We start from the raw sequence: 25,357 nt of genomic DNA on the forward strand, positions 1-25,357 counted from the left end.
AAGGATGGCCCCATGGGAACCCTCCTGGCCTTTCACGCCCACCCTGACGACGAGGTGATCCTGACGGGCGGCACGCTCGCGCGGGCCGCGGCCGAGGGGCATCGTGTGGTGATCGTGGTCGCCACGGACGGGCTCATGGACGCCGTGCCGGAAGGCGGAGCGCCACGGCTGGACGAGCTTCGGGCGAGCGCTGCCGTGCTGGGCGTGCGGCGCGTCGCGCATCTGGGGTATGCGGACAGCGGCCATGGTGCGCTGCTCTATCCGGATCCGCCGGACCGGGCACGTTTCGTGCGGGCGGATGCGGAGGAGGCGGCCGCCCGGCTGGCCGCCGTCCTGCGCGAGGAAGAGGTGGACCTGCTCCTCAGCTACGACGCACGGGGCGGCTACGGCCACCGCGACCACGTCAGGGTGCACGAGGTCGGCAGGCGTGCCGCCGAGCTCGCCGGGGTGCCCCGGGTGCTGGAGGCGACCGTCCCGCGCGATCGGGTGGCCCGCCTGGTAAAGCTGGTGCGTGTGCTGAGGATCCCGTTGCGGTTCGACGCGGACGCGGTGCGGACCGCCTTCACCTCGCGCGCGGCCATCACCCACACCGTCGATGTCCGACGGTTCGCGGCGCGGAAGCAGGCGGCTCTCGCCGCTCATCGTTCACAGGTGTCGGGCACGGGTCGGCTTGCTCCGGTGCTGCGGGTGCTGGTCCGGATTCCGGCCCCCGTCTTCGGATTGCTGCTCGGCCGGGAGTGGTTCGTCGAGGCACATGCGACGGCGGCATCCGACGTCGTCGGCGACATCTTCCGATCGGCCCCGTAGCGTCTGCCGACCGCCCTCGCGGCGCCTCGAGCCGGCCTCACATCCGTTCCGGTGCCGAGACGCCGAGCAGGTGCAGGCCGTTGTGCAGCACGCGTTGGCCGGCCTCCGTCAGCCACAGCCGTGCCCGCGTGCGGTCGTCCGGGGCCTCGCCGGCCCGCGGCAGGACCCGGCAGGCGTCGTAGAAGCGGTGGTACGTGCCGGCCAGCGCCTCCAGGTAGTGCGCCACCCGGTGTGGCCGCGGTGGCAACGACCTGCGGGAACTCGGCCAGCGTGGCCAGCAGTTCCACCTCTCGTTCGTGGGTGAGCCGGGTGGGGTCGAAGTCCTCCGGCGCGCCCTTGTCGATGCCGGCTTCCCTTGCCTTGCGCAGTACGGAGCAGGGCCGGGTGTGTGCGTACTGGACGTAGTGGACCGGGTTGTCGTTCGACTGCCGGGTCAGCAGGTCGATGTCCAGGTCGATCATCGTGTCGACGCCGGCCCGCGCCAGCGCGTACCGCGCGGCGTCGGTGCCGACCGCCTCGGTCAGGTCGTCGAGGGTGAGGACCGTACCGGCCCGCTTGCTCATCCGGACCGGCCTGCCGTCCCTGACCAGGTTGACCAGTTGGCCGATGAGGATCTCCAGGTGCCGGTCCGGGTCGTCGCCGAAGCAGGCCGCCATGGCCCGCATCCGGCCGACATAACCGGCGTGGTCGGCGCCGAGCATGATGACGACCCGTTCGAAGCCCCGGGAGCGCTTGTTCAGGTAGTAGGCGCAGTCCGCGGTGAAGTACGTCCACGAGCCGTCGCTCTTCACCAGGACGCGGTCCTTGTCGTCGCCGAAGTCCGTGGTGCGCAGCCAGACCGCGCCGTCGGCCTCGTAGACGTGGCCGCCGTTGCGCAGACGGGTGACGGCGGTGTCCAGGTCGCCCTGGTCGTGCAGGTCCTTCTCGTTGAAGTAGGTGTCGAAATGGGTGCCGAACGCGGCGAGCGACGTTTTGATCTCGTCGAACATCAGCTGCGTGCCCGCCGCCCGGAACACGGCGGCGGACTCGCTCTCCGGCAGGTCCAGGGCGCCGGGGTGGTGACGCAGCACGGCGTCGGCGATCTCCTTGATGTACGCGCCGCTGTAGCCGTCATCGGGCACCGGCAGGCCCTGCGCTGCGGCGAGCAGGGAGCGGACGAAGCGGTCGATCTGCACGCCGGCGTCGTTGAAGTAGTACTCCCGCGACACGTCCGCGCCGGCGGCCTCGAGCAGCCGGGCGAGGACGTCGCCCACGACCGCCCAGCGGGCTCCGCCGATGTGCACCGGGCCGGTGGGGTTGGCTGAGACGAACTCCAGGTTGAGCCGCAGGCCGTTCAGCCGGTCGGTGCGGCCGTAGGCGTCCCCGGCCAGGACGATGTCCCGTGCCAGGGCGCCGATCGCCGCGGACTCCAGCGTGATGTTGAGAAACCCGGGGCCGGCCACCTCGGCCTTCGCCACTCCGGTGGCCGTGCTCACCAGCGGCGACAGTGCCTCGGCGACGACGCGGGCGGGCAGGCCCGCCGACTTGGCGAGTTGCAGGGCGACGTTGGTCGAGTAGTCGCCGTGGCCGCGGTGCCGGGGGCGCTCCACGCGGATCTCCTCGGGCACCTCCGCCGCGATGCGTCCGGACTGGATGGCCGTGTGGATGGCGTCGGAGATGACGGCCGTGAGATCTGCTGGAGTCACAGGGGCGACGCTAGTGGAGGGCACGGCGCCTGTGACATCGGTTTTCCTCCGGCTGGAGTTCACCAGCCGGTGACACGTTCCCAGAAAGCGTCGACGGCCGGTGCCGGGCCGCCGGTGGGAAGGGTGCCGTCGACGACGTGATAGCCGCGGTGCTGGGCTGCGGTGGCGCATGCGTGGTTGGGCAGGATGCGCAGGCGGGTGCCCACCGGCAGGTCGGGCAGGCAGGCGCCGTCGCGGGCCGTGAGCGTGCCGTGCTCCTGGCTCGCGGCCGTCATGACCAGGCCCGGGAGGAGGTTGCCGGCGAGGTCGGTGACCAGGCCGTAGCCCTGGTCCTGGGCCTGCGCGGCCGTCCCGCGGTCGCGCGACATGGCCATCCAGCCGCCGTCGGTCACGATCCACCCGTACTCGGGGCGGCGACCGATGACGGTCACGACCACCGACAGGGCGATGTCCTCGACCCGGCAGACGCCCAGACCGGCCATGACCAGGTCGAAGAAGACGTAGTTCCCGGCGCGCAGTTCGGTGACGCCGGTGAGGTCCTCGGCGGCGTGCGCGGTGGGGGTGGAGCCCACGCTGACGACGTGCACGGGCAGGCCCTCCGCGCGCAGTCGCTCGGCGGCGGCGACGGCGGTGTCGCGTTCGTTCTTCGCCGCCAGGCGCTGTTCCTCGGCGGTGCGGGCGAAGTAGGACTCGCCGGCGTGGGTCAGGACGCCGTCCAGACAACCCTCGTCGTGCAGGATGCGGCCGATCCCGGTGAGCGCCGGGTCGTCGGGCTTCAGACCGCCCCGGTGGCCGTCGCAGTCGATCTCGATCTGGGCGGGCAGGGGGAGGCCGGACCGGCGGGAGGCTTCGGCGACGAACGACGCCTGCTCGACGCTGTCCAGCAGGATGCGCAGGGTGACGCCGCGGCGCAACAGCGCGATGACGCGCGGGAGTTTGTGCGGGTCGATGCCGACCGCGTACGTGATGTCGGTGTAGCCGCCGTCGGCGAACGCCTCGGCCTCCGCGAGGGTGGAGACGGTGACGGGACACGGTGTGCCGGAGTGCAGGAGGGCGGCGGCGTCGAGGCTCTTGGCGGTCTTCACGTGCGGGCGCAGGGTGACCGCGAGACGGTCGGCCCTGGCCTTGAGGCGCGCGATGTTCCGCCTCATCGTGTCGACGTCGACGACGGCGAACGGGGTGTCCGGATCGGCCAGGGTTCGTGCGGGGGCCGAAGGGGTGGTGCTTTCCTGGGTGTTCACATGAGGGTTCACAGAACGGTGGTCCGCTTTCTTCGGAAGGGCGGGGTCCAGGTCCCCGGACGGGTATGCGACGCGGACTCGGGAGCCGCTGCCGCTACTTGGCGTAGTTGTAGACGGTCGCCCGGGAGACACCGAGCAGGTCCGCGATGGTCTGTGCCGCGTCGCGCGAGTCGAAGTAGCCGTCCCGCTGCAACTGCCGTACGAGCGCCTTCTTGTCCTCCCGGCTCAGCGACCGGGGAGTCGCGGCGCGCTCCGCGGCGTGTGCCTCCACCGCCTGACGCAACTCGCGGGCGGTGCGGTCCCGCAGCGTCTCCAGGGGCTGCTCGCGGTGTTCGGTGTCCGTGGCCACCAGGTTGGACAGGGTCAGGGTCACCGGCGACAGCACGGACACGTCCAGGTTCAGGCAGAGAGCCGCGATGTACTCCCCCGCGGCGTTCTTGATGCCGATGGACGTGCTCTTCGCGGGGCGGCCGTCCGGGAACTGGTTGGGGTAATTCTGAATGACGCTGGGGTAGTCGGGATCTTCGATGCGGGCCAGGCCCAGCTCCGTGGCGGAGTCCCCGACCCGACGGCCGGAGAGGTTGTTCTCGATCGCCCGGATCGCATGCTCGGGATCCCGCAGGTCGTGCAGCACCACCTCGCACAGCCCCGGGAACATGCGCCCCAAGGCCATGGTGATCTTCTCGGCCTCACGGATGAGGTGTTCGTCGGCCTCAGCCTCTTCCACGGGAAGCCTCTCCAAAGAGCCGATTAGATCAATTTTCCATCTCTGGATGTCCAGTCTAGGTCAGGCTTCGTGTTTGTCCAGCGGCTGACGGTAGGTCTCTGCCAGGGCGCTGATCGTCCGTGCCATCAGCGCCCGCAATCCGGCCGGCGCCACGACCTCCGCCTCGGCACCGAGACGCAGCAGCAGGCCGACGGCGTGTTCCTCGGACTCGATGGGGACGACGGCCTGCACCCGTCCGTCGGGACCCGGTGGCCCGGCGCTGCCCTGGGCGGCGCGTGCCACTGCCGGTTCCAGGAGGTCGGGCAGCTGCGCCAGGATCCGCGGTGTCAGTCGTACGACCGCTTCGCCCCGGAGCCGGCGGGCGTCGAAGTCGGCCAGGTAGGTCTGCCAGTGCGCGCCCAGGTCGAAGTCGCGGGGGCGCTCGAAGCGGTCCTCCAGCACCTGGATCCGGAGGATCTGGGAGACGCGGTAGGTACGGACGGCTTCCGGGCGGGCCGCAACCAGGTACCAGCGGCCCGACTTGAGGACCAGCCCGTAGGGGTCAAGCGTCCGGGTCACCTCCTGGGGAGCCTTCCACCGCCGGTAGCGGAGGCGGATTCGGCGCTGTCGCCACACCGCGTCGGTGACGGCGGCCAGGTGCGGGGTCGGGTCGGCTTCGGCGTACCAGCCGGAGGGGTCCAGGTGGAACCGGTGCCGTATCTCACCGGTCCGGTCGCGCAGTTCCTCGGGCAGGGCGGCCGTCAGCTTCAGCTGGGCGGTGGCGAGTACGGTGCCCAGGCCGAGGTCCGCGGCGGGTCCGGGCAGTCCGGCCAGGGAGAGTGCCTCCGCCTCCTCGCGGGTCAGTCCGGTCAGCCGGGTGCGAAAGCCGTCGACCAGCCGGTAGCCGCCGTCGTGACCGGGGTCGCCGTAGAGCGGGACGCCGGCCGCGGCGAGCGACTCCATGTCCCGGTAGACCGTGCGGACGGACACCTCCAGCGCGTCGGCGAGCTGCTGGGCGGTCATCCGGCCGCGGGTCTGGAGCAGCAACAGGACGGACAGCAGTCGGCTCGCACGCATGACGGAAGTCTGCCGCAGTCCACTGACAGAGGTTGTCAGGGAAGCCGGTCTACTTTTCCGGCGGGCGTCCGCCCAACGCACGGACAGCAAAGGACATCCGCAGATGAACGCTCCTCTTCCCGCCCTTCGCAAGCCCGGTATCGGTGACTTCGACTTCCTGGTGGGCACCTGGCACGTGACGAACCGGCGGCTCGTCGCACCGCTGACCGGCTGCACCGAGTGGGACCGGTTCCCGGGCACGGTGGTGTGTCACGGCACGCTGTTCGGCGGAGCCGCGAACCTGGACGAGATCAGCTTCCCGACCAAGGGCTTCAGCGGCCTGACACTGCGCCTGTTCGACCCCGTTCGCGCGGAATGGTCGCTGAGCTGGGTGAGCAGCCGTACCGGGCTGCTGCAACCGCCCGTCGTCGGCCGGTTCCACGACGACGGACACGGCGAGTTCCACGGCGCCGACACCCACGAAGGCACCCCGGTCCTGTGCCGCTTCGTCTGGTCGCGGATCACCTCGGCATCGGCCCAATGGGAGCAGGCGTTCTCGACCGACGGCGGGCAGAGCTGGGAAACCAACTGGACCATGGACTTCCGCCGGACCGGGAAGGATGCCGCATGACGAGCGCGCCCGCCGCGCCGGAACTCTCGGCTCGGCCCGTCGGGAGTCTGACCGTCTGGCAGGGGGCGGCGCTGTACGTCGGCGCGGTGCTCGGTACCGGGGTGATCGCCCTTCCCGGTCTGGCCACCCGGGCGGCCGGGCCGGCCTCGCTGCTGGCCTGGCTCGGGCTGGTCCTGTTGTCGGTGCCGCTCGCGGCCACCTTCGCCGCGCTGGGCGCCCGCTACCCGGACGGCGGCGGCGTCTCCACCTACGTGCGGCACGCCTTCGGCGCGCGGGCGGCTGCAGTGGTCGGCTGGTGCTTCTACTTCGCCGTACCCGCCGGTGCTCCGGCGGCGGGCATGTTCGCCGGGGCGTACGTCGCGACCGCGCTCGGCGGCGGCCGGCGCACGGTGCTGGTCACCGCCGCGGTGCTGCTGGTCCTGGTGGCCGTGGCCAACGGATTCGGTCTGTCGGTCTCCGGCCGTCTGCAACTCGCCCTCGCCGTGCTGCTCGTCACGCTGTTGCTGACCGCCGTGCTGACCGCGCTGCCACACGCCCGCCTGCAGAACCTGCATCCGTTCGCGCCGCACGGCTGGACCGCGGTCGGCTCGGCCGCGGCGCTGCTCGTGTGGAGCTTCGCGGGCTGGGAGGCCATCACCCACCTCGCCGCCGACTTCCGCCGGCCGGCGCGCGACCTGCCCCGTGCCGCCGCCGTGGCGGTGGCCGTCGTCGGCGTGCTGTACCTCGCCGTCGCCACCTCCGGCGTCCTGGTGCTCGGCCCGGCTGCCGGGACCTCCGACGCCCCGCTGGCCGAACTGCTCGCCCTCGGCGTCGGCGGCACGGTCCACGTGCTGGCCGCGGCCGCCGCACTGCTGCTCACCCTCGGCACGATGAACGCCTACTTCGCCGGCGCGGCCAGACTGGGCGCCGCGCTCGGCCGCGACGGCGCGCTGCCCGCCCGGCTCGACCGGGGCGGCGCCGCCGGCGAGGTGCCGCGCCGCAGCCTGGCGGTCGTGACGGGGCTCTCCGGCCTCGCCCTGGCCGCCACCGCGGTCGCCGACGTGGGGCCCCAGCCGCTCGTGCTGCTCACCACCGGGTCGTTCGTGACCGTGTACGCACTGGGCACGGCCGCCGCTGTACGGCTCCTGCCCCGGGGCAGCCTGCCGTACCGCTGCGCGCTCGTCGCACTCGTCGCGGTCGCCGCCCTTCTCGTCATGACGGGCTGGTACCTGCTGTGGCCCCTGGTCATCACGGCGAGCGCGCTGTGCTACCTGCGGCGGCGCCGAGCGGCGGGTTCCGTGACGAGCTGAGCCGACGGCGAATCGTTTCGAGGCCTGGTCAGCCCGTGAAGACCAGGGTGACGTTGTGGCCGCCGAAGCCGAAGGAGTTGGCCAGGGCCGCCGTCCACCGCCCGGTGCGGTTCGCGCCCTGTACGACGTCGATCTCGACCTGCGGGTCGATCTTCTCGAGGTTGCGGGTGGCCGGCACGGTGCCTTCCTTGAGCGCCATGACCGTGGCCAGGGCGCCGACGGTTCCGGAGGCGCCGAGCATGTGGCCGGTCATGGACTTCGTCGCCGTCACCGCGGCGTGCGTGCCGACGGCGCGGCGGACGGCCTCCGCCTCCGCCAGGTCACCGGACTCGGTGGAGGTGGCGTGGGCATGGACGACGCCGATGTCCTCGCGGCCCAGCCCTGCGTCGCGCAGCGCCTGTTCGATGGCGAAGACCTGGCCGTCCGCGTCGGAGGCGGTGATGTGGTGCGCGCTGGAGGTCACTGCGCTGCCCGCGAGGGTTCCGTACACCCGTGCGCCACGGGCCCGGGCGAACGCGGGACGTTCCAGGACCATCATCCCCGCTCCCTCCCCCATCACGAACCCGGAGCGGTCGCGGTCGAAGGGCCGCGATACGGATGCCGGGTCCTCGGACCTCGTCGACAGCGCCTTCATCTGGGCGAAGGCGGCGATGGTGAAGGGGTGCAGACTGGCTTCCACGCCGCCGGCGACGACCACGTCCACCCGGCCGCTGCGGATCAGGTCCTGGCCGAGGGCGAGTGCCTCCGCGCCCGAAGCGCACGCGCTGACCGGTGTCCGGGCTCCCCCCTTCGCGCCGAGGTCCATGCTCACGCAGGCCGCCGGCCCGTTGGGCATGAGCATCGGCACGGCGAACGGCGACAGCCGGCGTACGCCGCTCTGCTCGAAGATGTCGTCCTGACCGAGTGTGGTGAGGACACCGCCGGTGCCGGTGCCGATGACCACGGCGAACCGCTCCGGCTCCACCTGAGGAACCCCGGCGTCCTGCCATGCCTCGCGTGCGCTGAGCACGGCGAGTTGCTCACCCCGGTCCAGTTTCCTCGCCTCGGCCCTGGGAAGCATCGTGGCGGGATCCACCGGGAGGCCGGCCGCGACGTGCACCGGCAGGCCCGCGGCCCACTCCTCGTCGAGAAGAGAGACACCCGACACCCCGGCCAGCAGTCCCGCCCAGGTCGAGGGCGCGTCGGCCCCCAACGGGGTCATCGCGCCGACACCCGTCACCAGCACTTCGCCGCTCTCCGTCATCCTTACCTCTCATGGGCCGAGGGCTTATGGGATCTCTACAAGATCCTTTTCGCTTCCGCCACGATCATTTCAGCGAGTGAAGAGGCAGTCAGGACGGGCACGGAACAATTTCGCCGCCACGGTTTGTCGTGTGTCCATAAAACGCGACCGGCGGCCCGCCCCGTTTCCCGGGACGGGCCGCCGGTGTCGGGCGGTGCTGGGTCACAGCGCGCGTTGCAGGCGGTCCGCCATCAGCTTGACGAAGCGGGCGGGGTCCTTGGGCTGGCCGCCCTCGGCGAGCACCGCCAGCCCGTGCAGGAGTTCCGCGGTCTCGGTGAGCTCGGTGCGGTCCTCACGTTCCTTGTACGCCTGGTTGAGGCCCTTCACCAGCTGGTGGTCCGGGTTGAGTTCCAGGATCCGCTTGGCGCGGGGCACCTCCTGGCCCATCGCCCGGTACATGTTCTCCAGGGCCGGGGTCAGGTCGTTCGCGTCGGAGACGACACAGGCCGGTGAGACGGTGAGACGGGAGGACAGTCGGACCTCCTTGATGTCCTCGTCCAGTTGCTCCCTCATCCAGCCGAGCAGGCCGGCGTAGTCCTCGGTCTGCTTCTCCCGCTCGCCCTCGGAGGCGTCGTCGTCCTTGGTGCCGAGGTCGATCTGCCCCTTGGCGACGGACCGCAGCTTCTTGCCCTCGTACTCGCCGACGGCGTCGGCCCACACCTCGTCGACGGCGTCGGTGAGCAGCAGCACCTCGATGCCCCGGTCCCGGAAGGCCTCCATGTGCGGGGAGTTCTCGATGCTCTGCCGGGACTCGCCGGTGAGGTAGTAGATGTCTTCCTGGCCGTCCTTCATCCGCTCGACGTAAGCCTTGAGCGTGGTCGGCTCGGTGTCGTCGTGCGTGCTCGCGAAGGACGCGACGGCGAGGACGGCGTCACGGTTCTCCGGGTCGGTGACCAGTCCCTCCTTGAGGACGGTGCCGAACTCCCGCCAGAACGTGGCGTATCGGTCCCGGTCCTTGGCCATCATGTCCTTGACCGTGGACAGGACCTTCTTGGTCAGCCGTCGCCGCATCATCTCGATGTGGCGGTCCTGCTGGAGGATCTCGCGAGACACGTTGAGCGAGAGGTCGGCCGCGTCGACGACACCCTTGACGAAGCGGAGGTACGGCGGCAGCAGCGCCTCGCAGTCGTCCATGATGAAGACGCGCCTGACGTACAGCTGCACGCCGCGCCTAAAGTCACGGGTGAACAGGTCGTGCGGAGCGTGCGCGGGGAGGAACAGCAGGGCCTGGAACTCGAAGGTGCCCTCGGCCTGCAGCCGGATGGTCTCCAGCGGGTCGCGCCAGTCGTGCCCGATGTGCTTGTACAGCTCGTGGTACTCGTCGTCGGACACCTCGTCGCGCGACCGCGCCCACAACGCCTTCATCGAGTTCAGCGTCTCGGGTTCGCGCGACTCGTCGCCCTCGCCCTGGTCCGGGAGCATCCGGATGGGCCAGGTGATGAAGTCCGAGTAGCGCTTGACGATCTCCCTGATCTTCCACGGGGAGGTGTAGTCGTGGAGCTGGTTCTCCGGGTCGGCGGGCTTGAGGTGGAGGGTGACCGAGGTGCCCTGCGGCGCATCGTCGACCGGTTCCAGCGTGTACGTGTCCTCGCCGCGCGAAGTCCAGCGGGTGCCCCGGCTCTCGCCGGCGCGGCGGGTGACCAGGGTGACCTCGTCCGCCACCATGAAACCGGAGTAGAACCCGACGCCGAACTGGCCGATGAGCCCCTCCGCCCCCGCGGCGTCCTTCGCCTCCCGCAGCTCCTGGAGGAACTGTGCGGTGCCGGAGTTGGCGATGGTGCCGATGAGCTGCCCGACCTCGTCGTACGACATACCGATGCCGTTGTCCCGCACCGTGAGGGTGCGGGCGTCCTTGTCGATGTCGAGCTCGATGTGCAGATCGGACACGTCGGCGTCCAGCGAGTCGTCCCGCAGCTTCTCCAGGCGCAGCTTGTCCAGCGCGTCGGAAGCGTTGGAGACGAGCTCACGCAGGAAGACGTCCTTGTTGGAGTAGACCGAGTGGATCATCAGCTGCAGGAGCTGACGGGCCTCCACCTGAAACTCGAGCGTTTCAGTCGGCATGGTCGCGCATTCCTCCCAGGTGTTATCGCCGGAACTGCTGCCAGCCACTGTAAAACACCATGTCAGGACGGTGGCCGGATATGCGGGTAGTGGCTGGATACAGACCCCGTGGCCAGGTGCGGATCCCGCGCGCGTCCTGGATTACCTGAAAGGTCATCGACCGCGGAACGCACCTGCGGCAAGATCGTGATCAGCACAGCAGCCGACCGACGGAGGGACACCATGACCGCCTACGCGATCGCTCACCTGCAGGAAGCGGCTCCGCACCCGGAGATCGCCGAGTACATCGCGCGCGTCACCGCCACCTTCGAACCGTACGGCGGCCGGTTCCTCGTCCACGGCAGCGCGCACGAGGTGAAGGAGGGCGCATGGCCCGGGCATGTCGTCGTGATCGGCTTCCCCTCGATCTCCCAGGCACGCGCCTGGTGGGACTCGGACGAGTATCAGGCCATCGCGCCCCTGCGCTCCCGGCACATCAAGGGCGACATCATCCTGGTTCCGGGTGTCAGCGAGGACTACGACGCGACTGTCACGGCACGGGCCATGCTCGAGGCCCTTTCCGCCCGCGACTGATGCCGTGAAGTCCTTGAGTTCGCCCGCCGTCCTGCTCCGCTCCGGGAGTCAGCCGAAGACGTCGCGGTTCCGGCGCACGAATGCGGCAAGGCCGACGGCCGGACGGCCGGTGAGATCGGGCACGGTCGAAGTGACGGTCTCGGCGCCGCCGTCGCGGTAGGCGCGGGCGACTTCTATCAGAGCGTCGGCGTGAAACTCGGGTGTCCCCCGGCGCAGCATCGCCGCGCGCGCTTCGTCGTCGGACAGGCCCACATAGCGAACCGGCCTCCCGAGGACGCGGGAGAACTCCTCCGCGACTTCGGTGTAGGTCAGTGCCTCGGGCCCGGTGAGGTCATGGACGCGGCCGTCGTGGCCCTCCGTGGTGAGGACGCGCGCGGCGACACGGGCGATGTCGCCGACGTCGACGAAGCTGACGGGTGCGTTGATCAGTGGCAGGCTGAACTCGCCTGCCGTGCGGATCGACGGCTGACGCAGGAAGTTCTGCAGGTAGAAGTTGGGGCGCAGGATCGTCCAGGGCAGTCCCGAGGTGACCAGTTCCTGTTCAACGGGCCGATGCAGCCGGGCAATCGGCGACAGCCCCTCGTCGGCCCGCCAGACCGACAGCTTGACCACGCGGGTCCCGGCCGCGCGGGCGGCGTCCACCATGTTGATTTCGTGCGTCGTCTGGGCGGGGCCCGTGGCACCGACGAGAAACACGGTGTCGATGCCATCAAGTGCGGGCGCCAGCGTGTCGGGGACCGCCAGGTCAAGCGTCACCGCGTGACCGCCGGACTCGATCACCTGGGCGGTCGTCCGCGGATCACGGTAAGCCGCCCGCGCGGGCACGCCGTCGGCGGCAAGGCGAGCGAGGAGGGCGCTGCCGACGTTCCCGCTCGCGCCGGTCACCAGAATCATCGTCATGTCCTCGTGTCGGTTGCCCAGATGGTAAGCGCGCTCTCGCAGGCAGCGGGCCGACTGCGCCGCGATCGGTTGGCGGCCGGCGGAAATTCCCTACCGCGGTGGTCCGAGAGGGCGGAGACTCATCGCATGGCTGACATGAGGTCGTTCCGGGAAGCGGTCACCGACTGGGCGGCCGGTGGACCCGGCGACCCCGCGCGCGAGCTGGCAGAACGGCTGCCCGTCCGGGCCGCCGTTCTGCTCGAAGGGCTGAGCGACGTCGCGGCGGTCGAGGCGCTGGCCGCGCGCCGCGACCGGGACCTGGCTGCGGAAGGTGTCTGCGTCCTGCCGATCGGCGGTGCGATGAGTGTCGGGCGTTTCGCCCGCCTCCTCGGGCCAACCGGCCTCGGCCTGCGCCTGACCGGACTGTGCGACGAGGGGGAGCGTGGCTACTACGCCCGCGCCTTGGAGGGGGCCGGCTCAGCGCAGCACGGGTTCTTCGTCTGCGCGGCGGATCTGGAGGACGAGCTCATCCGCGCGCTGGGCGTGCCCCGGGTGGAGGAGCTCGTGCGAGCGGAGGGGGATCTGCGCGCCCTGCAGACCTTCCTGCGCCAGCCCGCGCAACGGGGCCGCACCTCGCACCAGCAGTTGCGGCGCTTCTTGGGCACGAAGAAGGGGCGCAAGATCCACTACGGCCGCGTCCTCGTCGAGGCCCTCACCCCCGACCGCGTGCCCGCTCCCCTCGACGACCTGCTGACCAGCCTGTGACCGCAGGCAGGGGCGATGTTCGTCCGTCTCCGGGGTCCGCCGGTGGCCTCCGCGTCCCCCGGAGCGTGGAAGGAGACGTCGCCGCACCGCGCTTGCGCCGTTCGCGGAGGGGCCGGCCCGGATGGCGCTCGCCGCGTGCTCCCCCACCGGTGCGTGACGAACCCGGGCGAAGGGATTTCCGCTTCCGTGGGGACGGCCATGCGCAGCACAATGCCCGCATGATCGAGGGCATCCGCACCGACAGCGCCCCCTTCGTCCGCTTCCCCGACGGCACCGAGCCGCCCCTGTCCCAGGCCGTCAAGGTCGGCGACCTGGTGTTCACGTCCGGCCAGGGCCCGCTCCACCCCGTCACCCACGAGATACCGGACGACTTCTCCGCACAGGTCCGCCAGGTTCTGCACAACCTCGTCGCGGTCGTCACCGCCGCGGGCAGCAGGAAGGACCTGATCGTCAGGTGCACCTGCTACCTCGCGGACAGGGCCGACTTCGGGACCTTCAACGAGGTGTACCGCGAGTTCTTCGCGCACTGCCCGCGGTTTCCGGCCCGGACGACGGTCGTCACGCAACTCGTACGCGACGGCGAGCGCGTCGAGATCGACGGTGTGGCCGCGGTGGTCGGGTAGTCCCGGTCACGATCTGCGGGCGGAACGCGGGTTCGTTCACGAGACAACCCCCAGCTGGCGCATCTGTGAGAAGACGTCGACCACGCCCCAGACCTCGGCGATCCGACCGCCCTCGAAACGGAAGATGAAGATCTCCCCGTAGGTGACGGACCTGCCGGTCGGCGGCATCCCCCGGTACTCGCCCCGGTGGGTCCCCGTCACCGTGTTCCTGGCCACGACCCTGTCCCCCTCGGCGATCACATCCTCGACCGTGACGTACAGGTCAGGGAACGCGCGGAAGAGCACCGTCCACACCTGCTTGAGCGCCTGCACCCCCGTCATGCCCATCGGCACCGGTGCGTGGAACAGAACGTCCGGCGCCACGAGTTCGTCGATCGTCTTCGAGACGATCTCCAGATCTCTGGTGGCCACGGCGTCATGAAGACGCGCTGCCGCCGCTTTGTTGCGGGTCTCCTCATCGATGGACATACGACTTCCCCTCAGGCCGGTACGGAGGTGCGGGGCGGACATCCGCACCGGGACTCCTCCGCCGCCGCAACCGACTGCACACATATGACGAACCAGCCCGCCAGGATGTGACACGTCCTGTACGACGAAATCCGTGCCCTGCAGGCCCGGGCCGAGCGCGCCCACGCCGAAGTCGCCGGCGACGGCACCCTCGCGTAACCTCTGGGCGGTGACAGTCACTTACGTACTGGACGGCACGCAGATCAGGTCCATGGAAGACTTCTGGCGAGTCGTCGGCGAAGCCGTGAACGGTCCAGGCGGCTACTTCGGCAGTAACCTCGACGCCTTCGCCGACTGCCTCAGCGGTGGCTTCGGCGCTCCGGACGACGATGACTTCGTGGTGGAGTGGCGAGACCATCAGGTGTCCCGGGAGCATCTCGGCCACGCGGAGACGGCCCGCCAGCTGGAGATCCGGTTGGCCCGCTGCCACCCCACCAACCGGGCCCATGTGAGTGCCGAACTGGCCGAGGCCCGCGGCGGGCACGGATCGACCGTCTTCGACTGGCTGACCGAGATCTTCGAAAACCGGGCACCGGGTGCTCTGCGCCTGCGGTGAGGGCTTCGGGAACCGCTGAGCGGATATTCCGTTGAGTGTCCCGGGGACGGACCATAGGGTCACCGGCATGTCTCTGCGCCTTCATATGCGTCAAGCCCTGCGAGAAGCGATGCGTGCCCGCGACAAGGTCGCGGTGGGCGCCCTGCGTTCCACGCTTGCCGCGGTGGACAACGCCGAGGCGGTACCGGTCGGCCCGGCCGAGCTGCGCGGCTCGGCCATCGAGCAGGTGCCGCTCGGTGTCGGCGCCACCGAGGCTGCCCGGCGCGAGCTGAGCGAACAGCACATCACCGACATCGTGCGTGCCGAGGCCGACGAACGGCTCGCGATCGCAGCGCAGTTCACGGCGCCCGCGCAGGCCGACCGGGCAGCGCAGCTCCGCGCGGAGGCCGCCGTACTGCTCCGGCTCCTCGGCTGACGGGGATCGCGAAACGAGCACTCGGCGGCCCCGGCCCCGGGACCGCCGAGCATCGCCGACCGGTGCGGCGCAGCCACGCGGCTCGGGCGCGGCCGGGATCTCCAGCGCCTCGGTGCGGCAGCGCTCGCCCGCCTGCGGGTGCCTGGACGCGCACCACGGCCTCGCCGGGCCCCGCGTCGGCGCGAGTCTCCCGCGCCCGGGGCGCCTGAGCGTTCCTTCCCTGCGGCTACTTCAGGATGTTGACCGCCCGGGCGACCACGAGGACGACGGTCACCAGGGACACCGACGACTGCAGCAACATCAGCATCTTGGACCAGCGGGACAGGGGCATGACGTCGGTCGGGCTGAAGGCGGTGGCGTTGGTGAAGGAGAGGTAGAGGTAGTCCAGGAACGCCGGTTCCCAGTCCGGCGGCGCCAGCTCCGGGCTCTGCATCTGGACGAAGAGGAAGTCGGGGAACTGGTGCTGTCCCCGGACCCGGGCCATGGGTCCGCCCCGGTCCCACTCCCAGTACCACAGGGCGAACACGATGACGTTCGTCACCCAGATGACCCCACCGGTCAGCAGGAGCGGGACGGCGTTCTCTCCCCCTTTGCCGCTCACCAGGTCCTCTACGAGCCGGACCGCCGCCCAGCCGTTGGCCAGACTGATGACACACGTCAGGGCCAGGCCCAGGTAGCGCAGCAGGCGGGTGTGGGGCTCCACGCGCCGGGGGTTGGCCGCGATCAGTCCGGCCAGCAGCAGCAACTCCAGCGCGGGCAGGGCCCACACCGTGCGGAGGAGGATGAGTCGGTGCGGCAGGATCAGTTGCAGGGCCACGGCCGCGAGGATCACCGCCGTCACCGTCCAGCGCGGCTCACCACGGGTCGCCCGGCGCCAGGCGGGGACCAGTTCCCGTTCGCCGCTCTCCAGCAACTGCTCGATCCTGGCCAGTCGGCTCCGGGCGTCAGCCATGTCGTCGTTCATGACGGGGATTGTCCCGGGCCGGTGTGTGCCGGCGGGAACCGGGACTCCGGTGAGGCGGTCGTGCGTGTTGTCGGACGGCAGCACTTCGACGCAGTTCCCCGGTGGCGCGCCGAACCAGCCGCCGGCCGTACGTCGGTCGGTTCCGACTCGGCCCGAGCGGGGGGCGGCTGCCGAAGCGGACCGCTGCCGTCCCGCGGCGGCCTCAGACGACCCGCTCGTCCCCTGCCGGCCGCGCCACGCCGGGCCGTCGCGGGCCCGCGGGCAGCAGGGTGCGGCCGTGTGTGTCGTTGATGACGGTCGCCGCCGCCGCGTACCAGGCGGCGAGACCCGTGAGGACGCCGAACCATCCGCCCACCTGCGTCATGGCGTGCGGCTGCGCGCCGCTCTGGAAGGCGCCGATGGCCAGGAAGAGGTAGGTGAGCGTGAGCAGTGCCAGCATCGCCAGCACGGCGAGGCTGACCCGCAGCGCGGCGACGGCCATGAACGCGGTGAAGATCATCCAGCCGAGCAGGAACAGACCGACCGCGTTGTGCGTGTCACCGGCGAACGCCAGTCGCGGGACGATCCACCAGTAGGACAGCCAGAAGGCGGCGTACGAGCAGAACATCGTCGCACCGAACGTATTGCCGCGGCGGAACTCGAACAGGCCCGCGACGAACTGGGCGAGGCCGCCGTAGAACGCGGCAAGACCCAGCAACGGCACGATAGCGCCGGCCTCCTTCAGCAGGTTGGTGTTGCTGATCGAGAGCATCAGCGTGGTCAGCGCGAAGCCGGCCAGGCCCAGCGCGGCCGGATCGCCCCATACCGCCGGGCGCGGGCTCTCCGCGGACTGCTGCTCGGGGTGGAGGCTCCTCGTGTCCTCGTTCATGACCGGCACATCCCTTCGACCAGAGCCGCCTGCGCCTACCTTACAGAAAGTACCCATTTGTCGTATTTGGTAGACGCACAAGAGCGACCCGGCCTCGGCCGGCAGCAGCCGGCCGACAGCAGCCGTCAGGGCTCGCGGTGCTCGTGGGCCGCCTGCTCCAGCGCCTCCGCCTCGGCCTGGGCGATGCGTGTCTCGGCAGCCACGTCGATCGAGCGGGTCAGCCACCAGTACAGCAGCGCGGCGACCGGAAGGCCGATGAACAACGAGATGTCGGCTCCGCCCAGCGCCTTGGCGGCGGGACCCACGTACAGGGTGCCGACGGAGAAGAACGGGATCATGACGGCGAAGCCGACCACGTAGGAGATGATGCCGTGCCAGCCCCAACGGCCGTAGATGCCATGCGGGTTGAAGATCTCCGCGATCGCGTAGTGACCGCGGCGCACCACGTAGTAGTCCATCAGGTTCACCGCGGTCCACGGGATGAACAGGTAGAGGACCAGCAGCAGGAAGTTGTTGAAGTTCTCGAGGAAGTTGGAGGTCGCGGCCAGTGCGCCGACCAGGGAGAGGGCGGCGGTCAGACCGATGGTCAGCAGGCGTACGCCCAGTGTCGGCCGCACCCGCTTGAACGAGTCGATGCCGCTGATGAGGGTCAGCGAACCGCCGTACATGTTCAGCGCGGTGACGGACACCAGGCCCAGGGCGGCGAAGAGCAGCACGACCGCGCCGAAGCCGTCGAACACCTTGTCTCCGGCGGCGTTGATCGACTTGATCGTATCGAAGTCCTTGCCGGCCCACGCGGCGAGCAGCGTGCCGAGGACCATCAGCCAGATGCCGCCGAGCGCGGAGCCGAAGTACGTCCAGTAGAAGGTCTTGCGGACCGTCACGTCCGGCGGGAGGTAGCGCGAGTAGTCGGAGACGTAGATGGCCCAGCTGATCTGGTAGCCGGCGACCACGCCGAACTGCGCGAGGAACGGCGTCCACTTGAAGGCGCCGAGGTCGAAGGAGCCCGCCGGGTAGTGCAGCGTGACGAGCACGCCCACGGTGAAGATCCCGAAGACGACCAGGAAGGTGTACGTCAGGACTCTCTCGGCCTTGTGGATGATGTCGTAGCCCACCAGCGCGATCACGAGCGCGACGACGGTGACCACGACCACCCACAGTTTGACGCTGCCGTGCAGGGTGGTGTGCAGGGAGTCGGCGGCGAGGATGCTGTTGAAGACGTTGAATCCCGCGTACTGCACATAGGCGAAGAGCCACACCAGGAGGGCGCCGACGTAACCGAACTGGGGCCGCGACTGGATCATCTGGGGCAGGCCCAGCTGGGGTCCCTGTGCCGAGTGGAAGGCCATGAAGAAGGTGCCGATGACGGTGCCGGCGACGATGGCCAGCAGGGACCAGATCAGGTTGCCGCCCTCGGTGATACTGATGAGCCCCACGGCCAGGGTCGCGATCTGTGCGTTGGACATGAACCAGAGCGGGCCCAGGTGCCAGAGCTTGCCGTGCCGCTCGTCCAGGGGGACGTAGTCGATGGACCGGACCTCGAGGCCGGACACCCTTGGCTCAGCTGATGTGCTCACGACGCCTCCCCGGCGGCCGGTCTGCCTGTGGGACACATTGTGATCCCAAGGGGACGCGGTGACGAGTGGTGCGACACGGCCAGTAAGGGCCGCGAGGGGCAGCGGAGCGAGCCGGCCCGCCGCGTTCAGCGCGCTGTCGTCGGTGCGGTCACCCTGAGCGACGACCGGTCACCTTCGGTACGCCTGCCGTCCCGCTGCGTGACACATGTCAGGTCCGGTGCAACCCGTCCGAGAGGCGGACGAAGCGGTGGCCCCTGGCCAGCAGGTGCGGGACGGCGCTTGCGATGCCCCCTGCGGTGCCGCCCTCGGGGTGGTTCATGTGGCACAGGACGATCGAACCGGCCCGAGCCGAGGCGACGGTGGTGTGCACCTGCTCGGCGGTGAAGGTGGCACCGCCGTCACCGTTGACGGAGAAGCTGACGAAGCGTTCCCCGAGGTCGGTCACGATGCGGGCCGCGATGTCGTCGCAGTACGCGGTGCCGGACCGGAAGAAGCGCGGCGGGGCGCCCAGCAGGCGGGCCAGCTTGGCCTGGTTGCCGGCGATCTCGTCGTACACCTCGCCCGCGCCTTTTGTACCGGGAATGCCGTACGCGGAGCGACCGGTGACGGACAGCGGGCGGTGCCGGGTGCCGTGGTTGGCGATCTCGAACAGCGGGTCGCCGGCCAGCCGGTGGAACACCGCCGGGTTGGCGTCGATCCAGCGGGAATTGAGGAACAGCGTCGCCGGGATGTGCCGTGCGCGGAGAAGGTCGATGAGCGCCCGGTCATAGCCGCTGCCGCCGGGCCCGCCGCACGCGTCGAAGGTCAGCGCGATGTCACGGGTCGTGCGAGGCAGGGAGTGCACCACGCCCGGGGCGTCGAAGCCCCACGTGTGTGGCTCGCTGCGCCCGTAGCGGGCCACGATCTCCGCGCGGGTGACGGGCGGCCGCGTGGTGGAGGCCGTGGCCGAGGGGGTCGTGCCGGGGGTGGGCGGGGGTGCCGCGCCCGAGTCCGCTCCGGCCGGGCCGGAGGAGGGGGTGGCGGAGTCGCCGCCCCCGCTCTTCGGGCCCGTGCAACCGGCGAGCAGCCCTCCCGCCATGGCGGCCAGCACCGCACGGCGACCAGCCGCCATCCGTTCCCCCACACCTGATCGAAGGCTGCCACGGTCGGCAGCCGGCCACGACGGCAACCGTACGCAGCGGACCGTCCGCGACCGTGAAGACCGCGGTAAGAGATCATCCAGAATCGGGCGCGAGTCGAGGCACGGTGGCACCGCCTGTCGTTCCCGGCTGGAAGCGGTACGGCGGAGGACGCCCCGTCGGAGAAGGACTTGTGCCGGAGCGGCGCGGAGGAGGTCAGCTCCCGAGATGGGTCGTAGGAGGTCACCGCCGACGGCCTCACCCTGGCGCGCCGGCCTCGGCGCTCCGCCCTGAGGCGGCGAAGACACCTCCGACCCGGTGCCGGCCGGCCCTGCGCGGGGCAGGACCGGGCACATGTCCTCCCGTCGAGGCCGGTCAGCCCTGGCGTGCCTTGAAGCGGGGGTTCTTCTTGTTCACGACGAAGACCACCCCGCGGCGGCGCACCAGCTGGGCGCCCGGCTTGGACTTCAGTGAGCGCAGGGACTTGCGCACCTTCATGGCTGGGTTCTCCTCCTACTCAGGGACACAGGGCAGTCAGCCGCGGGACGCGGCAGGACGGCCGTAGCGGCGCTGGAAGCGTTCGATGCGGCCGGCGCTGTCGACGACCCGCGCCGTGCCGGTGTAGAAGGGGTGGCTCGCCGACGAGGTCTCCACGTCGACCAGCGGGTAGGTGGTGCCGTCTTCCCAGACGACGGTCTTCGACGCGGTGGCGGTCGAACGGGTCAGGAAGAGGGCGTCGGCGGCCCGGTCGCGGAAGACGACGAGCCGGGATGCGGGATGGATGCCTGGCCTCATGGATGTGCCTCCTGGTGGCCGTCGGCCCGAGAGGGCGGCGGCGTGGTTCAGCGTTCCTCGCGGAAGGTGACGTGCCGGCCGGCGACCGGGTCGTACTTGCGCAGGACGAGCCGGTCGGGGTCGCTCAGACGGTTCTTGCGCGTCACGTAGGTGACGCCGGTACCCGCCGTCGACTTCAGCCTGACGACGGGACGCGCGGTGCTGCGTGCCATGAGAATCTCCCTTCACCCGCACCCCGGCGATTGGCCAGGGCATGTCAGTGGGCTCGATGAGGTGAACCGTGCGGGGGCCGCGGGCATTCCCGCCGCTCACGGTGTGCGGTGGCGGGCTCTCGCGCGGGACTCCGCGAGCGCGTCGTCGGAGCCCGCGTTCACACGTCCCGCCCTCTGACGACCAGCACGGCGACGACGACCGCGATCAGCGGCCACAGCCCGTACACCGTCCAGGAACCGGGCACCGTGGCGCTGAACATGCGGGAGCCGGGCTCCGGTGCCCAGTTCTGGACCAGGCGCTGCCAGGCGGCGACGACCATGGTGTGGTTGACGTCGGCGGACCACCGCTTGCTCTGCGAGAAGACGGTGGGCAGCATCAGCAGCGTGAAGGCGCAGGTGGCCATGGTGGCGGCGCTGTGCCGGATCAGCACGCCCAGGCCGAGCCCGATCAGTGCGCAGACGGGGGCCAGCAGCGCGGAGGCCACGAGTGCCCGCGGCACTCCGGGATGCGTGATCGACACGCCCGCGTGCTGTGCGTCCAGGATGGCTTGGGAGACGAGGAAGGAGCCGGTGGCGACGACTGTGCCTACGGCCATCCACAGTGCGGCCACGACGGTCGCCTTGGCCAGGATCACCGAGCCGCGGGCGGGGACGGCCACGGTGGTGGTGCGGATCAGGCCGCTGCTGTACTCGCTGACGACCGTGATGGCGCCGACGCTGCCGGCGACGAGCATCAGCGTCATGTAGCCGGGCTGTGGAAAGGCGTCGAAGGGCCGGAAGTCGGCGGGGCCGCTCGGGGTCGTACGGGCGGCCGCCAGGTTGTGGGAGTCCGCGAGTGCCGCCACGGCGGCGGAACCGATCACGAACAGGCCGACGAGTGCGATCGTCCACCAAGTGGAGCGCAGGGACCGCGTTTTGATCCACTCGGCGGCGATCAGGTCACGGAAACGGGCGGGCGAGGGGCTGGTGAGGGTGGTCATCGGTGCTGTCCTGCCAGGTATTCGACGCTGTCGGCGGTGAGTTCCATGAACGCCTCCTCCAGCGAGGCCGTTCGCGTGGTCAGCTCGGTCAGCGCGATCCGCTGTTCCAGGGCGAGCGCTCCGATCCGGTCCGCCGGCAAGCCGGTCACGGCGAGTCTCCCGGCGCCCGCCGGGCCCTGCGGCAAGATCGACGCTCCGGCGGCGGTCAGGACGGCCGCCAGTTCCGTGGCCCGCGGGCTGCCGACCACCACGCTGCGGTGGGTGCCGCGGGCCGCGAACTCCTCCAGCGGCTCGGCGGCGATCAGCCGGCCCCGGCCGATGACGACGAGCTGGTCGGCGGTGTTCTCCATCTCCGACATCAGGTGGCTGGAGAGGAAGACCGTACGTCCCTCGGCGGCCAGTCGGCGGAAGAGGCGCCGCACCCAGAGAACGCCTTCGGGGTCCATGCCGTTGATCGGCTCGTCGAACATCAGCACCGGTGGATCGCCGAGCAGGGCGGCGGCGATACCGAGCCGTTGCTTCATGCCGAGCGAGAAACCGCCGATGCGCCCTCGCGCGGCCTCGGCCAGCCCGACCTCCTGCAGCACCTCCTCGACCCGCCGCGGCGGGATGCCGTTGCTTCGGGCCAGTGCGGACAGGTGGGCTGCCGCGCTGCGTCCGCCGTGCACCTGGCCGGCGTCCAGGAGTGCGCCGACGTGCCGCAGGCCACGCGGGTGGCTGCGGAAGTCGGTCTTGCCGACCGTGGCGGAGCCGGCGGTGGGTTCGTCGAGGCCGAGGATCATTCTCAGGGTGGTGGTCTTGCCGGCTCCGTTGGGGCCGAGGAAGCCGGTGACCTGTCCCGGCCGCACGGTGAAGGTCAGGCGCTCCACAGCCGTCTTGTCGCCGTAGCGCTTGGTGAGTTCGTTGACTTCGATCATGACGCCAACGGTGCCCGGAGGCGCCTTGTAGGGGCATGGGGCCGTGGGCGGCAAACGCGCGCACCGGATTGGCCCGTGGGCGTACGTCCCGGGGCCGATGCCGTGGCCGAGGACGGCTGGTTAGTCTCGCGGCATGACCATCACCGACGACCCGGCCGCCCTGGCGTCCTTCGCAGCCCGACGCAGTCGCCGGAAGGGCCCGACCGCGGTGACGCGAGCGACGGTCACGGCCTGGGCGGGGGGCGTGCTGTACGTCTTCCTGTTGCTGGTCCTGGTGTCGGGCGCGCCACCGGACGCGGGCCCTCTTCTCGCGGTCGGGTCGCTGCCGGCGCTTGCCCTGCTCGTCGGGGTGCTGCGGCGAAGGCCGCTGACGGCCCTGGCGCTGACGCTTCTCGGCGCCACCGCCGTGGTGGTCGTCCCTCCTCGCACCACCGCTGCGAGCCTGACGCTGTCCTATCAGGGCCAGTTCCTGGCGTACCTGGCGGCGGACCTCGTGCTGGGGTACATCGTCGCCACGTGCAGGCGCCGGGTCTGTGTCGTCGCCGTGACTCTGGCATTCGGTGTGCAGTTGACGGCGATCGGCTTGTTCGCGCACGGCCCGGAGTTCCTGATCGTGGACGGTGTGGTCGGCCTGCTGGCGATGGCGGCGTCGTGCATGCTCGGGCTGCTGAGCCGCGAGCGCCGCGAGCACGCGGTGGCGCTGCGCGCACAGGAGGTCGCCGAGGCGGTCACCGCTGAACGGCTGCGGATCGCACGGGAGTTGCATGACATGATCGCGCACTCCGTCGGCATCATCGCGATCCAGGCGGGGGTGGGCAGCCGGGTCATCCACACACAACCCGATGCGGCCCGCGACGCTCTGCGAGCCATCGAGAGCACCAGCAGACAGACCCTGTCCGGCCTGCGCCGCACGCTGGTGGCACTCCGTCAGGCCGAGCCGGACACCGCGACGGCGGAACGGACGCCGCCCGCGCCCTCGCCGGGTCTGGCGGACGTCGAACGGCTGGCCGCGGCGACGGCCGAGGCCGGGGTACGAGTCGAGGTGCGCGTCAGCGGGGAGCGGCGGCCGCTGCCGGCCGACGTCGATCTGTCGGCCTACCGCATCGTGCAGGAGGCGCTGACCAACGTGGTCCGCCACGCGGGCACCGGGTACTGCACGGTTGCCGTCGACTACGGGAACGAGGAGTTGTCCGTGGAGGTCGTCGACGACGGGTGCGGTGCCGCCGGGGAGGGCTCGGGCCACGGCTTCGGCATCGTCGGCATGCGGGAGCGGGCCGCGCTGCTGCACGGCCGGTTCAGCGCCGGACCGCGTCCCGAGGGCGGCTTCCGTGTGGCGGCCCGGCTGCCGCTGCCCGAACCCGTCGGCGTCGCGGTGGAGACCCGATGAGCGTCCGGATCGTCCTCGCCGACGACCAGCCGCTGGTACGGTCCGGACTGCGGGTCCTCATGGCCGATCATCCCGATCTGGAGGTCGTCGGCGAGGCCGCCACCGGCGAGGAGGCGGTCCGGCAGGTCCGGGAGACCGGCCCCGACGTCGTGGTCATGGACATCCGGATGCCCGGCATGGACGGCATCGAGGCCACACGCCGGATCACGGCCGACCACGCGTCGACCCGCGTGCTGATCCTCACGACCTTCGACGAGGACGACCATGTCTACGGCGCGCTGCGGGCCGGTGCCAGTGGCTTCGCCGTCAAGGACATGGCGCTGGACGACATCCTCGCCGCGATCCGCGTGGTCGCCGCCGGCGACGCACTGATCGCGCCGAGTGTGACACGCCGTCTGATCGCGGACTTCGTCGAACGCCGGACGGCCGCTCCGGAGCGCTCCGGGCGACTGCTCGAGGGCATCACCGAGCGGGAACGGGAAGTGCTGACCCTGGTCGGACGCGGGCGGTCCAACACCGAGATCGCGCAGGACCTCTTCATCACGGTGGCCACCGCCAAGTCACATGTCTCCCGGCTGCTCAGCAAACTCGGTGCCCGCGACCGGGTTCAGCTCGTGATCGCCGCGTACGAGGCGGGGCTGGTCACGCCGTGGAACTGAGCACCGTACGTTCCTGGATGTTTGTCCAAGTCACAGGACCGGCTCGGAGAAACGGGACGGCGGCATGCCGAACGCGCGGGTGAAGGCGGCCGTCAGTGCGGCGGGCGAGGCGTAGCCGAGGCGGCCGGAGACCTCGGTGACCGACGCCGTGCGCAGCAGCGGCACCGCGGCGAGGAGCCGCGCGCGGGTACGCCAGACCGCCGGGCTCTCCCCGGTCTCGGCGCGGAACCGCCGGGTGAAGGCCCTTTCGCTCATGGCCGTCCGTGCGGCCCATTCCGCGTTGGTGACTCCGGCGTCCGGGGCGGCCAGGTACGCACGGCAGATCGCCGCGAGGTCGGGGGCGGCGGGTATCGCCACATGGAACGGCAGCGGCGTGAGCGCGGCGATCTCGTGCAGAAGAAGCGCCACGACGCAGCCCTCGCGGCCGGAGAGGCCGTAGTCGGCCTCGAACTCGACGGCGGCCAGGAGCAGTTCGCGCAACAGGGGCGGAACGTCCACGACCGTGCAGGTGCCGGGCCACCAGGGCACGGCATCCGGCTCGATGTACAGGCTTCGGGTGCTCACCTCCAGCATGCGGACCCGGTGCCGGGTGGCGGACGGGATCAGCACGGCTCGCTCCGGCGGGACGGTCCAGGTGCCCCCGGGGGTGTCGACGACCATGACGCCGGTGGCGCCGTGGAGGAACTGCGCGCGCCGGTGCTCGTGCCAGTCGAGGAGATGACCGGGCGCGTAGTCCGTGCCGATGGGCAGGACGGCGCGGTCCACATGGTCGAGGTCGTCCAGGGAGACGTTCTTCACGCGGCC

At 70.7% G+C, this 25,357-nt stretch carries 27 protein-coding genes and 1 pseudogene; 10 read left to right on the top strand and 18 right to left on the bottom strand.

All coding sequences use genetic code 11. The features are described 5' to 3' along the window. Positions 1-12: 12 nt before the first annotated feature. On the top strand, positions 13-807 hold the full coding sequence (locus tag LMU33_RS05725) for a PIG-L deacetylase family protein (RefSeq protein ID WP_228617908.1): 795 nt from the start codon (positions 13-15) through the stop codon (positions 805-807). Between the two features lie 290 nt (positions 808-1,097). Here LMU33_RS05725 and argS read toward each other — a convergent pair. From argS to LMU33_RS05745, 4 genes and pseudogenes are all read right to left on the bottom strand, one after another. Beyond that, positions 1,098-2,663, bottom strand: a pseudogene (argS, locus tag LMU33_RS05730) (arginine--tRNA ligase); the annotation flags it as partial. After that, positions 2,552-3,745: a DSD1 family PLP-dependent enzyme gene (locus tag LMU33_RS05735; RefSeq protein ID WP_308280755.1), complete on the bottom strand. Its 1,194-nt coding sequence runs from the start codon at positions 3,743-3,745 to the stop codon at positions 2,552-2,554. The pseudogene argS and the gene LMU33_RS05735, both read right to left, overlap by 112 nt. Before the next feature lie 82 nt (positions 3,746-3,827). Beyond that, positions 3,828-4,460, bottom strand: a complete 633-nt coding sequence (locus LMU33_RS05740; RefSeq protein ID WP_228617909.1) for a helix-turn-helix transcriptional regulator — start codon at positions 4,458-4,460, stop codon at positions 3,828-3,830. A 60-nt stretch (positions 4,461-4,520) separates the two neighbouring features. Continuing rightward, positions 4,521-5,516, bottom strand: a complete 996-nt coding sequence (locus tag LMU33_RS05745) for a helix-turn-helix transcriptional regulator (RefSeq protein ID WP_228617911.1) — start codon at positions 5,514-5,516, stop codon at positions 4,521-4,523. A 103-nt stretch (positions 5,517-5,619) separates the two neighbouring features. Here LMU33_RS05745 and LMU33_RS05750 point away from each other — a divergent pair, with 103 nt between their 5' ends. Continuing rightward, on the top strand, positions 5,620-6,126 hold the full coding sequence (locus LMU33_RS05750; protein WP_228617913.1) for a hypothetical protein: 507 nt from the start codon (positions 5,620-5,622) through the stop codon (positions 6,124-6,126). Further along, on the top strand, positions 6,123-7,415 hold the full coding sequence (locus LMU33_RS05755) for an APC family permease (RefSeq protein ID WP_228617914.1): 1,293 nt from the start codon (positions 6,123-6,125) through the stop codon (positions 7,413-7,415). Before LMU33_RS05750 ends, LMU33_RS05755 begins: the two co-directional genes overlap by 4 nt. A 28-nt stretch (positions 7,416-7,443) precedes the next feature. Here the strand turns inward: LMU33_RS05755 and LMU33_RS05760 are convergent, their stop codons facing one another. Both LMU33_RS05760 and htpG read right to left on the bottom strand, forming a co-directional pair. After that, entirely contained in the window at positions 7,444-8,658 is a 1,215-nt protein-coding gene (locus LMU33_RS05760; RefSeq protein WP_228617916.1) for a beta-ketoacyl-[acyl-carrier-protein] synthase family protein, read from the bottom strand. 201 nt (positions 8,659-8,859) lie between these two features. Beyond that, positions 8,860-10,758 carry a molecular chaperone HtpG gene (gene htpG / locus LMU33_RS05765; RefSeq protein WP_228617917.1) on the bottom strand — a complete coding sequence of 633 codons (1,899 nt, stop codon included), beginning with the start codon at positions 10,756-10,758 and terminating at the stop codon, positions 8,860-8,862. Between the two features lie 222 nt (positions 10,759-10,980). Here htpG and LMU33_RS05770 point away from each other — a divergent pair, with 222 nt between their 5' ends. Further along, a complete protein-coding gene (locus LMU33_RS05770) occupies positions 10,981-11,331 on the top strand; it encodes a DUF1330 domain-containing protein (protein ID WP_228617919.1) in 351 nt (116 codons plus the stop codon). Between the two features lie 48 nt (positions 11,332-11,379). On the opposite strand, the gene LMU33_RS05775 is transcribed toward LMU33_RS05770, so the two are convergent. Next, entirely contained in the window at positions 11,380-12,231 is an 852-nt protein-coding gene (locus LMU33_RS05775) for an SDR family oxidoreductase (RefSeq protein ID WP_228617920.1), read from the bottom strand. A 126-nt stretch (positions 12,232-12,357) separates the two neighbouring features. On the opposite strand from LMU33_RS05775, the gene LMU33_RS05780 reads away from it, so the two are divergent. Then, on the top strand, positions 12,358-12,975 hold the full coding sequence (locus LMU33_RS05780; RefSeq protein WP_228617922.1) for a TOPRIM nucleotidyl transferase/hydrolase domain-containing protein: 618 nt from the start codon (positions 12,358-12,360) through the stop codon (positions 12,973-12,975). A 218-nt stretch (positions 12,976-13,193) separates the two neighbouring features. Then, entirely contained in the window at positions 13,194-13,598 is a 405-nt protein-coding gene (locus LMU33_RS05785) for a RidA family protein (RefSeq protein WP_228617923.1), read from the top strand. 36 nt (positions 13,599-13,634) lie between these two features. On the opposite strand, the gene LMU33_RS05790 is transcribed toward LMU33_RS05785, so the two are convergent. Continuing rightward, positions 13,635-14,285: an ester cyclase gene (locus LMU33_RS05790; RefSeq protein WP_228617925.1), complete on the bottom strand. Its 651-nt coding sequence runs from the start codon at positions 14,283-14,285 to the stop codon at positions 13,635-13,637. On the opposite strand from LMU33_RS05790, the gene LMU33_RS05795 reads away from it, so the two are divergent. Both LMU33_RS05795 and LMU33_RS05800 read left to right on the top strand, forming a co-directional pair. Then, complete coding sequence (locus tag LMU33_RS05795; protein ID WP_228617927.1) at positions 14,275-14,661, top strand: barstar family protein; 387 nt, start codon at positions 14,275-14,277, stop codon at positions 14,659-14,661. The two genes, LMU33_RS05790 and LMU33_RS05795, sit on opposite strands and share 11 nt — an antisense overlap. Positions 14,662-14,770: 109 nt before the next feature. Continuing rightward, complete coding sequence (locus LMU33_RS05800) at positions 14,771-15,076, top strand: GatB/YqeY domain-containing protein (protein ID WP_228618362.1); 306 nt, start codon at positions 14,771-14,773, stop codon at positions 15,074-15,076. A gap of 226 nt (positions 15,077-15,302) precedes the next feature. On the opposite strand, the gene LMU33_RS05805 is transcribed toward LMU33_RS05800, so the two are convergent. The 9 genes from LMU33_RS05805 to LMU33_RS05845 form a co-directional block, all read right to left on the bottom strand. After that, a complete protein-coding gene (locus LMU33_RS05805; protein ID WP_228617929.1) occupies positions 15,303-16,040 on the bottom strand; it encodes a DUF1345 domain-containing protein in 738 nt (245 codons plus the stop codon). Between the two features lie 202 nt (positions 16,041-16,242). Continuing rightward, positions 16,243-16,908, bottom strand: a complete 666-nt coding sequence (locus tag LMU33_RS05810; protein WP_228617931.1) for an acetate uptake transporter — start codon at positions 16,906-16,908, stop codon at positions 16,243-16,245. Positions 16,909-17,033: 125 nt separating this feature from the next. Beyond that, on the bottom strand, positions 17,034-18,485 hold the full coding sequence (locus LMU33_RS05815; protein ID WP_228617932.1) for a purine-cytosine permease family protein: 1,452 nt from the start codon (positions 18,483-18,485) through the stop codon (positions 17,034-17,036). 208 nt (positions 18,486-18,693) lie between these two features. Then, positions 18,694-19,596 (bottom strand): polysaccharide deacetylase family protein, encoded by a 903-nt coding sequence (locus tag LMU33_RS05820; RefSeq protein ID WP_228617934.1) that lies wholly within the window; start codon positions 19,594-19,596, stop codon positions 18,694-18,696. A gap of 382 nt (positions 19,597-19,978) precedes the next feature. Continuing rightward, positions 19,979-20,101 (bottom strand): type B 50S ribosomal protein L36, encoded by a 123-nt coding sequence (ykgO, locus tag LMU33_RS05825; RefSeq protein ID WP_153537567.1) that lies wholly within the window; start codon positions 20,099-20,101, stop codon positions 19,979-19,981. A gap of 36 nt (positions 20,102-20,137) precedes the next feature. After that, entirely contained in the window at positions 20,138-20,398 is a 261-nt protein-coding gene (locus LMU33_RS05830) for a type B 50S ribosomal protein L31 (RefSeq protein ID WP_228617936.1), read from the bottom strand. Positions 20,399-20,445: 47 nt separating this feature from the next. Beyond that, a complete protein-coding gene (gene rpmG, locus LMU33_RS05835; protein ID WP_133923221.1) occupies positions 20,446-20,610 on the bottom strand; it encodes a 50S ribosomal protein L33 in 165 nt (54 codons plus the stop codon). 158 nt (positions 20,611-20,768) lie between these two features. Next, positions 20,769-21,590, bottom strand: coding sequence for an ABC transporter permease (locus LMU33_RS05840; RefSeq protein WP_228617938.1), 822 nt, complete (start codon positions 21,588-21,590; stop codon positions 20,769-20,771). After that, a complete protein-coding gene (locus tag LMU33_RS05845; RefSeq protein WP_228617939.1) occupies positions 21,587-22,507 on the bottom strand; it encodes an ABC transporter ATP-binding protein in 921 nt (306 codons plus the stop codon). The genes LMU33_RS05840 and LMU33_RS05845 overlap by 4 nt, the downstream gene beginning before the upstream one ends. Before the next feature lie 133 nt (positions 22,508-22,640). Between LMU33_RS05845 and LMU33_RS05850 the strand changes: the two genes are divergently transcribed. Continuing rightward, positions 22,641-23,894 (top strand): sensor histidine kinase, encoded by a 1,254-nt coding sequence (locus tag LMU33_RS05850; protein ID WP_228617941.1) that lies wholly within the window; start codon positions 22,641-22,643, stop codon positions 23,892-23,894. Beyond that, a complete protein-coding gene (locus tag LMU33_RS05855; protein ID WP_228617942.1) occupies positions 23,891-24,553 on the top strand; it encodes a response regulator in 663 nt (220 codons plus the stop codon). Before LMU33_RS05850 ends, LMU33_RS05855 begins: the two co-directional genes overlap by 4 nt. A gap of 30 nt (positions 24,554-24,583) precedes the next feature. On the opposite strand, the gene LMU33_RS05860 is transcribed toward LMU33_RS05855, so the two are convergent. Next, positions 24,584-25,351, bottom strand: a complete 768-nt coding sequence (locus tag LMU33_RS05860) for an AraC family transcriptional regulator (protein ID WP_228617944.1) — start codon at positions 25,349-25,351, stop codon at positions 24,584-24,586. Positions 25,352-25,357 lie beyond the last annotated feature (6 nt).

Source organism: Streptomyces barringtoniae (assembly GCF_020819595.1).
Lineage (GTDB): Bacteria > Actinomycetota > Actinomycetes > Streptomycetales > Streptomycetaceae > Streptomyces > Streptomyces barringtoniae.

Excerpts from the sequence above, each read along its gene's own strand:
- LMU33_RS05725 (WP_228617908.1), top strand. The coding sequence starts at position 13 with ATGGGAACCCTCCTGGCCTTTCACGCCCACCCTGACGACGAGGTGATC.
- LMU33_RS05745 (WP_228617911.1), bottom strand. The coding sequence starts at position 5,516 with ATGCGTGCGAGCCGACTGCTGTCCGTCCTGTTGCTGCTCCAGACCCGC.
- LMU33_RS05750 (WP_228617913.1), top strand. The coding sequence starts at position 5,620 with ATGAACGCTCCTCTTCCCGCCCTTCGCAAGCCCGGTATCGGTGACTTC.
- LMU33_RS05755 (WP_228617914.1), top strand. The coding sequence starts at position 6,123 with ATGACGAGCGCGCCCGCCGCGCCGGAACTCTCGGCTCGGCCCGTCGGG.
- LMU33_RS05760 (WP_228617916.1), bottom strand. The coding sequence starts at position 8,658 with ATGACGGAGAGCGGCGAAGTGCTGGTGACGGGTGTCGGCGCGATGACC.
- htpG (WP_228617917.1), bottom strand. The coding sequence starts at position 10,758 with ATGCCGACTGAAACGCTCGAGTTTCAGGTGGAGGCCCGTCAGCTCCTG.
- LMU33_RS05770 (WP_228617919.1), top strand. The coding sequence starts at position 10,981 with ATGACCGCCTACGCGATCGCTCACCTGCAGGAAGCGGCTCCGCACCCG.
- LMU33_RS05775 (WP_228617920.1), bottom strand. The coding sequence starts at position 12,231 with ATGACGATGATTCTGGTGACCGGCGCGAGCGGGAACGTCGGCAGCGCC.
- LMU33_RS05780 (WP_228617922.1), top strand. The coding sequence starts at position 12,358 with ATGGCTGACATGAGGTCGTTCCGGGAAGCGGTCACCGACTGGGCGGCC.
- LMU33_RS05785 (WP_228617923.1), top strand. The coding sequence starts at position 13,194 with ATGATCGAGGGCATCCGCACCGACAGCGCCCCCTTCGTCCGCTTCCCC.
- LMU33_RS05800 (WP_228618362.1), top strand. The coding sequence starts at position 14,771 with ATGCGTGCCCGCGACAAGGTCGCGGTGGGCGCCCTGCGTTCCACGCTT.
- LMU33_RS05805 (WP_228617929.1), bottom strand. The coding sequence starts at position 16,040 with ATGAACGACGACATGGCTGACGCCCGGAGCCGACTGGCCAGGATCGAG.
- LMU33_RS05810 (WP_228617931.1), bottom strand. The coding sequence starts at position 16,908 with ATGAACGAGGACACGAGGAGCCTCCACCCCGAGCAGCAGTCCGCGGAG.
- LMU33_RS05820 (WP_228617934.1), bottom strand. The coding sequence starts at position 19,596 with ATGGCGGCTGGTCGCCGTGCGGTGCTGGCCGCCATGGCGGGAGGGCTG.
- ykgO (WP_153537567.1), bottom strand. The coding sequence starts at position 20,101 with ATGAAGGTGCGCAAGTCCCTGCGCTCACTGAAGTCCAAGCCGGGCGCC.
- LMU33_RS05830 (WP_228617936.1), bottom strand. The coding sequence starts at position 20,398 with ATGAGGCCAGGCATCCATCCCGCATCCCGGCTCGTCGTCTTCCGCGAC.
- rpmG (WP_133923221.1), bottom strand. The coding sequence starts at position 20,610 with ATGGCACGCAGCACCGCGCGTCCCGTCGTCAGGCTGAAGTCGACGGCG.
- LMU33_RS05840 (WP_228617938.1), bottom strand. The coding sequence starts at position 21,590 with ATGACCACCCTCACCAGCCCCTCGCCCGCCCGTTTCCGTGACCTGATC.
- LMU33_RS05845 (WP_228617939.1), bottom strand. The coding sequence starts at position 22,507 with ATGATCGAAGTCAACGAACTCACCAAGCGCTACGGCGACAAGACGGCT.
- LMU33_RS05850 (WP_228617941.1), top strand. The coding sequence starts at position 22,641 with ATGACCATCACCGACGACCCGGCCGCCCTGGCGTCCTTCGCAGCCCGA.
- LMU33_RS05855 (WP_228617942.1), top strand. The coding sequence starts at position 23,891 with ATGAGCGTCCGGATCGTCCTCGCCGACGACCAGCCGCTGGTACGGTCC.